Origin of the sequence: Aquirufa rosea (genome assembly GCF_004118285.1) — a bacterium.
Taxonomy (GTDB): domain Bacteria; phylum Bacteroidota; class Bacteroidia; order Cytophagales; family Spirosomataceae; genus Aquirufa; species Aquirufa rosea.
Map to the genome: position 1 here is coordinate 63199 of NZ_SDHY01000007.1, position 10615 is coordinate 73813.

Consider the following 10615-nt stretch of genomic DNA (forward strand, 5'->3'; position numbering starts at 1 on the left):
AGTTTTAAGACTGCGCGATTTTCTCAATCGCATTGATAATTTGTTGAGCAAAAGTGTTGGCTTGTTCTTCCGAGGAAGCTTCCGCATATATCCGAATAATAGGTTCAGTATTAGATTTCCGCAAATGCACCCATCCTTCAGGAAAATCAATTTTAACCCCATCTATCGTGTTAACCTGAAATTCCTGATAGTCCTTGGCAATGGTTTCAAGAATTAAATCCACATTTAAATTAGCCGAAAGCTCTATCTTATTTTTTGAAATGGTATAAGCGGGATAAGAGGCCCTTAATTCAGAAATCTTTTTGCCTGAGTTAGCTAAATGCGTCAAAAACAAACCGATACCCACTAAGGCATCACGACCATAGTGTGACTCCGGGAAAATCACGCCTCCGTTACCCTCTCCCCCAATAATGGCATTTTGTGCCTTCATTTGGTTCACTACATTGACTTCACCCACAGCTGCTGCAAAATACTTTCCACCTTTGGACTCCGTCACATCACGTAAAGCGCGTGTAGATGACAAATTGGAAACGGTATTACCCACTTGCTTAGACAAGACATAATCTGCCACCGCTACTAAGGTATATTCTTCTCCAAAAGGAGTTCCATCTTCATTGATAAAACATAATCGGTCCACATCCGGATCCACTACGATACCCAAATCATATTTTCCCGACTTCATTTGACCTATCATTTCTGTCAGATTTTCTGGAAGTGGTTCAGGGTTGTGGGCAAAATGGCCTGTTGGTTCACCAAAAATTACATCCACATGGGCAGCTCCCAAAGCTTTTAATAATTGAGGTACTACGATTCCTCCTGTGGAATTAACCGCATCCACCAAGATTCGAAATTTAGAAGAAACAATCGCATTAACATCTACCCAAGGTAGATCTAGCACATGTTGAATATGTTGGTCCAAAAAGGAATCATCCTGAGTAATTTTACCCAGTTTTCCTACTTCCGCAAAAAGAAAGTCTTGTTGATCTGCAATCTGCAACAACGCTTTTCCATCTGCATCTGATATAAATTCACCATCTGAGTTCAACAGTTTGAGTGCGTTCCATTGGGCTGGATTATGACTGGCCGTGATGATGATTCCTCCCGCTGCCTTTTTCCAAGGCACCGCTAGTTCGACAGTCGGGGTGGTCGATAAACCTATATCCAATACATCCCAACCTAAACCTACTAAAGTATTAGCCACCAAAGACGAAACCATCTCACCAGAAATACGAGCATCTCGTCCTAAAACAATGGAATTGGAAGGGTGATTTTTCATGCGAAGCCAAGCACCATAGGCTGCCGCAAAGGTCACTATATCGATTGGACTAAGCCCCTCTCCAGGTTTTCCGCCAATTGTACCACGAATTCCAGAGATAGATTTAATTAATGCCAAAATGCAAATATTTTAAAGGTGAATTGGATTTGTGAAATTACAAATTTGCTAGCAGAAAAGAAACCTGAAATTGGTCAGCAGTTCGTATATTGGACAGCACATTTTAATTTCATAAGCTCATGTCCATTTTCGCCAATAACCCAGATGAGTACCAAAATCAATTAAGCCCAGAGCGTCAAATTGTGATAGCTAAACTTCGTCAATGCCTATTGGAAAATATACCCAAAGGATTTGAGGAAACCATGAGCTATGGAATGATAGCTTACGTAGTTCCATTATCCATTTATCCTTCGGGTTACCATTGCAAGAAAAATGAACCACTCCCCTTTTTGAGTATTGCTTCTCAGAAAAACTTCATTGCTATTTACCACATGGGTCTTTATTCCGATGAAAGCTTACTCCAATGGTTTCAACATGAATATCCCAAATACACAAATACAAGATTAGATATGGGAAAAAGCTGCATTCGTTTTAAGAAATTAGATGATATCCCTTACCCATTAATTGAAGAACTTGTTCGTAAAATCAGTGTGGAGGATTGGATTCAATGTTATGAATCCCAAATGAAAAAATAATTAGTATTGAACAATTATCTTTAGTTCAACATACTCTTGCATAAGTAGGTCGAAAAGCGATCAAATATAAAGACCTGGACGTCCCTCTCAAGCAGTCTATCACAATTTAGCATTTAATCCCTCCGCTCTTTTCACTATTTTTATTTAGCTTTACAGGATATTAAACCTATTGATTCAATCTATACCCATTACGCATGTCCCCCGATATATTAAGGCACATCCTGACGCGCATTCAATCCTTGAAAATTGCCGTTATTGGTGATTTTGCTATTGATTTTTACTTTCAAAAGAAAGAACAAACTGGCGACTTCTCGGTGGAAACAAACAAAGAAGTTCATTGGGCCCAAGCGCCTCAAACTAGTCTAGGTGGCGCAGGAAATGTGGCTAAAAATTTAGCCACCCTAGGAGTTCCCACTTGCGCCTACGGGTTAATCGGTTCCGATATCTTTGGCAGAGACATGGATTATCACTGTCAAAACCTTGCCATCCAAGCAGAAAACCTTCGGAAAACGCCAGGCATGGACACTCCTACCTACTCCAAACCCATGGCTGGGCTAGTTGAACTTAATCGGATCGACTTTGGTACACAAGAAAAAGATATCGTTCAAGCCAGTCAAGATTTAGTTGAAACTCTCATCCAGCAACTAAGCACTTACGATTGGGTCATCATCAATGAGCAATTTCGTTATCCTCTATTGAATCAAAACCTCTTGGAAAAGCTTCAAAAAGCCATGGAGGAAAAACAAAAAACAGGATTAGCCGACCTAAGAAGCCTTGGTAAATGGGCCAACAATGTATTACTGAAAGTCAATGAGTCCGAATTGGCCCACGTACTAAATATCGATCCAAAGCTATTGGAAAAGAATGAACTCGTTCCGGGCATTGTACAAAACTGGGTCAATGAGCGTCAGCAAGGAGCCTTGGTAACACTAGGCGACAGAGGATTGATTTATGCAGATAAAACGCAATTCCATTGGCAGCCAGGTATCCCTGTTCGTGGGCCTATCGACACAGTAGGTGCCGGAGATATGGTAGTGGCAGGATTCTCTGCTGCTAGAGCTGCTGGCGCAAGTATAGAGGAAGCCTGTGAATTTGCTACCCTTTGTGCCCATATTTCCATCCATAAACTCGGCGAAACAGGTGCCGCCACTCCACAAGAAATTTTAGATCTAAACCAAAAATAACCATGAATGTTCAAGAAATTGAAGCCCTAAGAAAAGAAATCAAAGACTATACCGAAACGCATTTATTGCCTTTTTGGTCCAAAAGAACTGTCGATAAAGAATATGGAGGGTATTTAACCCATTTTGATGAATTTGGAAATGATTCAGGTACCGACGAAAAGTCACTAATTGCCCAAACTCGTTCCGTTTTTACTTATTCACAAGCCTATCGCCATGGTTTTGGAGGCCCTATCATGAAAGAAATGGCTGAACATGGAGTAAAATACCTCCTTGAGAAAATGTGGGATAAGAAAAATGGAGGCTTTTATTGGATGATGGACCGCCAAGGCAATCCTACCAATAAGCAAAAAATTGGATACGGACACAGTTTTGTGATTTATAGTTTAAGCGAATACACCTTAGCCACGGGTGACCCAATTGGATTGGAATACGCAGAAAAGACCTTTGACCTATTGCAGAAATATGCCGTAGATACCAATTTAGGTGGTTACTGGGAATTTTTCTCAGAGGAGTGGGAATTAATGGGACCTGGCTCACCGGGTGGAGACCGTAAAACCCTAGATGTGCACATGCACTTGATGGAGGCATTTACTACTTTATATGAAGCTAGCGGTAAAGAAGTTCACCGCAGAAAATTAAAAGAGTCCATCGATATTTTAATTCAAAAAATCATGCACCCGATTTACGGAACAGGCGTTCCACAATTCTGGGCAGATTGGACGGTAGCTCCGCAGATCAAATTTGACATAGTTTGGGGATGGGATCGCTTTGCTGAAGGTGGACAAAAAGCCTCAGCGGTGGATAACACTTCCTATGGGCACAATTCAGAATTCGGCTGGCTACTCATGCATGCCTTGAAAGTGGGTGGATTCCCTGTAGCTGATTACATGGAAAACTTGAAGAAAGCTTTTTATCACTCCATGGAGCATGGCATCGACTGGGAATTTGGTGGAGTATTTGTGGAAGGATCTCACGATGGACAGGTTTACGATAAGGAAAAGGAATTTTGGCAACAGGCTGAAATGCTGATTGGTATGGCTGATGCCTACCTCTTAACCAAAGATCAAGATTTCTTAAAAGCTTATCGCCAAGTACATCGTTTTGTTTTCGATAAAATGATTAATTTTAGTACGGGTGAGTGGTGGCCGTTGATGACCAGAGAAGGCGAACCTATCTGGAGACATATGTCCCACTCATGGAAAATTAACTACCATAACGTAAGATCGATGATTTTGTCCTATGAAAAATTAGGCGAAGCAGCTAAGGTCTTAGCTAACTCTAATTAAAGCCATGAAATACCTATTCTTATCTCTATTTGTTTTTGCGAGTGTTTCCATGTCAGGCCAAACAGCCTCTTCTCCTCAAGAAATTATTCAGATTTTAAATAGGTATTTCAGCAAAACGACCTCTTCCAGTGCTTTGAATGGTAAAAGTCAAGCACTGGAGGCTAGTCGAACATTTAGTATACGAAGAGATAGTTTGTTCGTGTTTTTATATGATCCGATGGACGTATTCACCAAAGGTCCATTTTATGACACGACCGTCATTCCTATCCAACAAATTCAGCAAATTAAAATTCAGAAATCCAGAAACAATGCTGGTCAACTAGGCATTGGCATTGAATTTATTCAAAAAAGTTTCACTGGCATACCTAGCAAAGAAAAATCCAAAGATAATGGTGCTCCTGCAGTCATCTCTGATAAAAATTTGGCCAATGTCAATGCAGCAAGTGTCAATCAAAAATTGATTGGTCAAGTGGCTGGAGTTACCGTTGGCAATGATAATTCACCTGGGGGAGCAACCATGGTTCGCATTCGTGGATACGGCTCCATCAACTCCAATAGTCCTTTATATGTAGTGGATGATGTTCCCGTAACAGGTAATTTAAATAGCATCAATCCTAACGACATAGAATCAGTTCAGGTACTAAAAGACCCATCTCTTACTGCTATTTATGGTGTAAGAGGAGCCAATGGGGTTGTTTTGATCAAAACCAAGAAAGGTGGGGTCAGCTCAGGTATCACAACTGATCTTCCTAGAGATTTGGAATTATCATATACCCTTTGGACTTGGGGGAAAGCAGCTGGTGATTTCAATAAGTCGGAGGATAAAATCAAACTCAAGAAATTCTTAGAGCGAGATTTTAATTAATGACTCACCAAGATATTGTTCACATAGACAATCTGATCACTGGTTTTCACCCAAATTTTATACAAACCTTCGGCTAGATGCTGTACGTTCAGTTGTCCGGCTCCATCCTGTGGAATTAAAGAGTCCATCACTAAGCGACCATCCATGGTGTATATTTTCACCATGGCTCCTGCCAAGGTGGTTCTAGCTTGTAAGTATAAAGTATTCACTACTGGATTAGGAAAAACGACTACCCCCAATTCACTAGGTAACGAATAGTTATAGGTAGTTTTAGAGGAGAAACAGGTTGGCCCTGGCGTGTATTTTTTGCTCACATACAAAGAATAAATTCCCGAATCCTTTACCTGAAGGATGGTACCTTTTTCACTTAAAGGACTTTGATTGTACTCCCAAAATAAATTCGTATCGGAGGCTTTTAGCACCGATGTTTTCAAGAAATAAGGGCTTTCTTGACTGATCGTAGGTGCCACGGGATTATCAAATACTTGAGTGCTAATGGGCATAGAATAGACACTACTACAATTATAAGAGTCTGTACCCTTAACCTGATAAAAGCCCTTCTCCTTGACAGTAATGACAGAACTTTTAGCACCTGTGTTCCACACATAAGACAATTCAGGATTGGCCACCTGTAATTCCACCGAGCCACCTTGACAGAACAAGGTATCTCCTTTGACTAAAACAGTAGGAGCGCCTGGGCTTATTAATGTCTTAAATTGAAACGATGGTACGGAATATTCATTTCCTACTTCATCTTGTAAACGAACTGAATAATTAGCCGATTTTGCCTTATTTACATTCGGAGAAGTGCTCACTATTAAGGAATCATTCTCCAGCACCCGTATAGCATCTGAGGTGTTAATAGTCAAATTTGTAGCATTGGAATTATCGCAAATGACTGAAAAGCTTGGTAATGGCTTGGGGCTAATAGCCTTGGCATTTTTGGAAATGGCTTCGGAAATTTTAACCCACCACAAATAAGCAACCTCCTCATAGGCATCTGGAGAAAAATGTACGCATGCAGAAAAGATATCCATCTTTCTAGGGATTTCTACAATATCGGTATATGGCCCTGAATAAATCTCAGGAATACCACTTACCTCGGTTACCATATCACCCTGCTTCTTTAGTAATAAATCATCCACGTAAGAGACTGTACAGGCTCCGTCCACCAGACCCGCAGCGTAAGATACCTGAGAAACCAACCAAGGAACATTAATCCCCGTTTGAGTTCGCAAGTTTTTAATCATATCCTTAAAATTCTGCTGATAAATATCCGTTTTCAGATTTCTAAGTTCATAGGAGTCAAATCGATAACCAAAAGAATCCGTCTCTCCTTGATGCCAAAGAATGGCCCTCACTCCATTTTTCTTTCCAAATAGCTCAACAGCCCTTTTCAGATTTTTGAATGGAAATCCCGCATCGAAGAAAATCGTTGGGTCAAATGGGTTGGCGGATGGTTTCGCATCTGGTAGGGATGACTCATACCAATTTCGCATCACGGTGGCTAACCAGGCTGTATTGATAAAACAGATGGGAACATTGTAGGTTTCAGCCAATCGATCACCCAATCTTGCCCAATAATAATTGGAAATCCCCATCGGGCCAATCGTTGACAAAGAATCCAAATGTTTGAAATCCGTAAAGGTAAAATCCGTATTTAATCGTCCCAAATAGCGATAATTAGGAGAATTATTATAGTCTTTGAAGTAATTGTAAATATTGGCAACATTCACTCGATCATCCTTGGATGAACTCTCCACCTCCCTGCGTTTATTGCCTCCCTGTGCATTGGATTGACCTGAAATAATAAAATTTTCACCTACTCCTACTCGGTCCAATTGGGTAGAATCAACCAGCTTGGTGCCTTGATAAGTCCGAATTTTTAAAGTATACCACCCTCCCTTAGCCACGATTTTATCTTGAAAAAACCCCGAAACAGGCTTGAATGGCATATTAGTCCAATCAATCAAGGTACCTTGCCCTGCTTTTACAGGCTCTAATCTATACTTTACCAAACTTACATTTTGAGGACAATTGCCCAACACAGAAATAAGCGCTTGATTATTGGCATCTCGTTGGAAAACCTGTCTGTTGTGTGGATATACAAGGGATACTTGACCATTTACCAGTATAGATACAAACACTGAAAAACACAAAAGCAAGTATTTCATAGGTGGTGTTTTGACGGATGATAACTAAGAAATAAAATATTAAATTAATAAATTGGGTTGGCTCTGGGAAATAATTTAATTAAGACTTGAAGATTAGATCTTTAAAAAACTTAAAATAACCAATCAAGAGGCGATATACGTAACAAATGCATAAGTAAGGTGTAAGTTGGTGTCAAGAAGTTTGCTAAAAAAATTAAGCCCAGAAGGTAAACTGCCATAACTTGCTCTTTCGAATATTGGATAATTTGAAAAAACAAGAATACAAGTGGAAAGCAATATGTCAAACTTCTAGTTACATCATCCACTGCTGTAGCAACTAAAAAACAAGCCAAAAATATTCCGAAGTAATATAGAGCCACCGTCCACATCTTTTTCTTTACTAAATAAATCAAAGTAAGTAATAGCAATAAATTCGCCCATTTTAAAGCAGAAAAAAGAGCATAAGGAAGTTTGTAGCCGTGCAAAAATGCAAAGCCGATTTGAACTGCCGCTTGCTGACCAACTGGAGTTTCCAATTGAAATTGCTTGTACAAATAATATCGTATGATGATGTAAAGGGAATAACTCAATAGTAAAGAATGTGTAGACTTATTTTTCCATAAAAAGTCATTTAATATACTACGTACATTACCAGAATATAATTCAGATTTAAATAGGTATAATAATGGAAAAATTAATGCGGGAAATAGACTTCGTTCATCTACAAAAAATGCAAATACTAAGGGAATTATAGACCATTTACGGTCATAATACAAACAAGCAATCAATAAAAACACATATGCAAAAGAATCATAAAAGAGCGTATCATAAACAAATGAATGACCCACATAAGTGAATAATATACAGACTGTTGCCCAAAAGGCGAGAGGAGAATCTCCGTTAGATAATTTTTTAACCAAATTAAAAAACATAACTAAGAAAAATGGCAACAAAAATACTTGTAAATAAAAGAGTCGAATGGCATTTAGATGAAAAACTTTTCCTATCACATAGGGTGCAATCCTAACTTCTCTTTTAGCATAATGCTCTCGGGAATTTTGTATAATAATGGGTGTAAATGGGTGTTCAATTTTACGATTCACAAAATCAATCATAAAACGCTCATTATTAGTCCATGAGGTATGTATTTTCTTTTGAAATACCTGAGGAAAATACAATATGGAAAATCCAATAAACAGAGCAAAACAAACAACAATTACACCTTTTTGATTGTGCGTCAACCTAGCAATTAAATCATTCAACTGACGAATTAAATGAGGAATATTGGGAATCATATTTTTTAAAAGTGCCTAAAACTAAGAAATGTTAAACAGAATCTTTATCCAAGATCATTAAATTTTAAAGATAATTGTTTTAAAAAAAGAATATGGAAAATGACACTATTCAGAAACATGGAAGATTCCCAATGTGTCAAATTACTTAATATTATAGCAATATTTGGCTCGAATACTCCTCGCCGAGGTATCACCTGCAGCTACAGCTTCTTCCAAGTCAAGGCAGGCCTCTGTCAAATCGCCGATAGCAATAAAAGAGTTGGCACGATGCTTGTAAACCTCCACGTATTCAGGGGCTTTGCTAAGGCTAATGGAATAATCCTTGATAGCACTTTTGTGATAAGCTAATTGAGATTTGAAATAGGCTCGATAGAAATAATAATCCGCTCGAGTTTCATTCAAGTTGATGGCTTTATTCATATCAGCAATAGCCAAAGAATAATAACCTGCTAAACCCCGACTAGCTGCTCGAGCAAAATAGATTTCATCATTGCGCTTTTCCTTATTCAAAGCCTCGCTAAAATCTTCATTAGCGCCTATATAATCGTTTTTAGAAAATTTTGTAATACCACTTTGATAATGTACGTAACTCGAACAAGAACTAAACACCATCAAACAAAGCACCATGAAGCATTTCCAGAAATGGTGCATGTAGGTATATGTAATTAGGAAATAACTCATGACAAATTCTTTTTTTTCTTTCGTTTATTCCTTCACAAAAAAAATCCCCCACCGAAAAATCAGTGAGGGAAAAGGTGGTTGACCTACTAGGATTCGAACCTAGAACGACTGAACCAAAATCAGATGTGTTACCATTACACCATAGGTCAATTCCAAATCGAATGCAAAAATAAGTGCTCCCAAGCGAATTATCAAATGTGCTTCAAAAAAAATTGAATTATTTCATATGAAATCAGCTTGAATACTCTAGATCAAGCAATTAATTTGTACTTGACAAAGCTATTAGGCTAGTTCCATGGAGGCTACTTGTACATCCGCACTGATTTTCTTCACTAAACCTTGTAAAACCTTACCAGGACCGCACTCAATAAATTCGGTGGCTCCTGCAGCGACCATTGCCTCCACTGATTGCGTCCAACGAACCGCTCCTGTCAATTGAGCTATTAAATTTTGTTTAATCTCGGCAGGATCTTGCGAAGCTTTGGCTGTCACATTTTGAAATATCGGGCAAATTGGTCGCTCTATGGTCGTGGCTTCAATTGCTGCCGCCAACTCCACGCGAGCTGGCTCCATAAAAGGAGAATGAAAAGCTCCTCCTACAGGTAAGGTCAATACCCGTTTAGCACCAGCAGCTTTTAATAATTCCGCCACTTTTTCGATACCTGCTACACTTCCAGAAATAACCACTTGACCTGGACAATTATAGTTAGCAGCAACTACTTCACCGTTTGTTTCTCCACAAATTCTTTCTATATCAGCATCAGCTAAACCCAAAACAGCTGCCATGGTGCTAGGCACCAATTCACAGGCTTTTTGCATCGCTAAAGCCCTTTGATAAACTAGACGTAATCCATCTTGCCACGACAATGCCCCTGCCGCTACTAAGGCAGAAAATTCCCCGAGCGAATGACCTGCCACCATGTCGGGTGCAAAATCTTTTCCCAGCTTAGCCACCAGCACGGAATGTAAATAAATAGCCGGCTGAGTCACTTTGGTTTGCTTCAAATCCTCTTCGGTTCCTTCAAACATGACCTTGGACAAGCTAAAACCCAATATTTGATCCGCCTCATTTACGATTTCTTTCGCTGCTGTAAAGTTCTCATATAAATCTTTGGCCATACCTGGGAACTGAGATCCTTGACCGGGAAATACATATGCCTTCATTTTTTTTGTGTTTTATTAT

Annotated in this window: 9 protein-coding genes and 1 tRNA gene; 4 read left to right on the plus strand and 6 right to left on the minus strand. The window is 39.2% G+C overall.

From position 1 onward, the window contains the following. Positions 1–4: 4 nt before the first annotated feature. Complete coding sequence (gene glmM, locus ESB04_RS10995; protein WP_129027801.1) at positions 5–1393, minus strand: phosphoglucosamine mutase; 1389 nt, start codon at positions 1391–1393, stop codon at positions 5–7. A gap of 119 nt (positions 1394–1512) precedes the next feature. Here glmM and ESB04_RS11000 point away from each other — a divergent pair, with 119 nt between their 5' ends. The 4 genes from ESB04_RS11000 (at position 1513) to ESB04_RS12665 (ending at position 5303) form a co-directional block, all read left to right on the plus strand. Then, positions 1513–1968: a DUF1801 domain-containing protein gene (locus ESB04_RS11000; protein WP_129027802.1), complete on the plus strand. Its 456-nt coding sequence runs from the start codon at positions 1513–1515 to the stop codon at positions 1966–1968. Positions 1969–2162: 194 nt separating this feature from the next. Next, the gene (locus tag ESB04_RS11005) at positions 2163–3152 is read left to right on the plus strand and encodes a bifunctional heptose 7-phosphate kinase/heptose 1-phosphate adenyltransferase (protein ID WP_129027803.1); all 990 of its coding nucleotides are present in this window, start codon (positions 2163–2165) and stop codon (positions 3150–3152) included. 2 nt (positions 3153–3154) lie between these two features. Beyond that, positions 3155–4438, plus strand: a complete 1284-nt coding sequence (locus ESB04_RS11010; protein ID WP_129027804.1) for an AGE family epimerase/isomerase — start codon at positions 3155–3157, stop codon at positions 4436–4438. A 4-nt stretch (positions 4439–4442) separates the two neighbouring features. Next, positions 4443–5303: a TonB-dependent receptor plug domain-containing protein gene (locus tag ESB04_RS12665; protein WP_394343744.1), complete on the plus strand. Its 861-nt coding sequence runs from the start codon at positions 4443–4445 to the stop codon at positions 5301–5303. Here the strand turns inward: ESB04_RS12665 and ESB04_RS11020 are convergent. The 5 genes from ESB04_RS11020 to fabD all read right to left on the minus strand — a co-directional run bounded on the left by ESB04_RS11020 (position 5300) and on the right by fabD (position 10596). After that, entirely contained in the window at positions 5300–7477 is a 2178-nt protein-coding gene (locus tag ESB04_RS11020) for a sialate O-acetylesterase (protein WP_129027805.1), read from the minus strand. The two genes, ESB04_RS12665 and ESB04_RS11020, sit on opposite strands and share 4 nt — an antisense overlap. Positions 7478–7587: 110 nt before the next feature. Then, on the minus strand, positions 7588–8751 hold the full coding sequence (locus ESB04_RS11025; protein WP_129027806.1) for a hypothetical protein: 1164 nt from the start codon (positions 8749–8751) through the stop codon (positions 7588–7590). Between the two features lie 141 nt (positions 8752–8892). Next, entirely contained in the window at positions 8893–9432 is a 540-nt protein-coding gene (locus ESB04_RS11030) for a tetratricopeptide repeat protein (protein ID WP_129027807.1), read from the minus strand. Between the two features lie 75 nt (positions 9433–9507). Beyond that, positions 9508–9581: transfer RNA gene (locus ESB04_RS11035), tRNA-Gln, on the minus strand. A gap of 133 nt (positions 9582–9714) precedes the next feature. Continuing rightward, a complete protein-coding gene (gene fabD, locus ESB04_RS11040) occupies positions 9715–10596 on the minus strand; it encodes an ACP S-malonyltransferase (RefSeq protein ID WP_129027808.1) in 882 nt (293 codons plus the stop codon). Between the last annotated feature and the right edge of the window lie 19 nt (positions 10597–10615).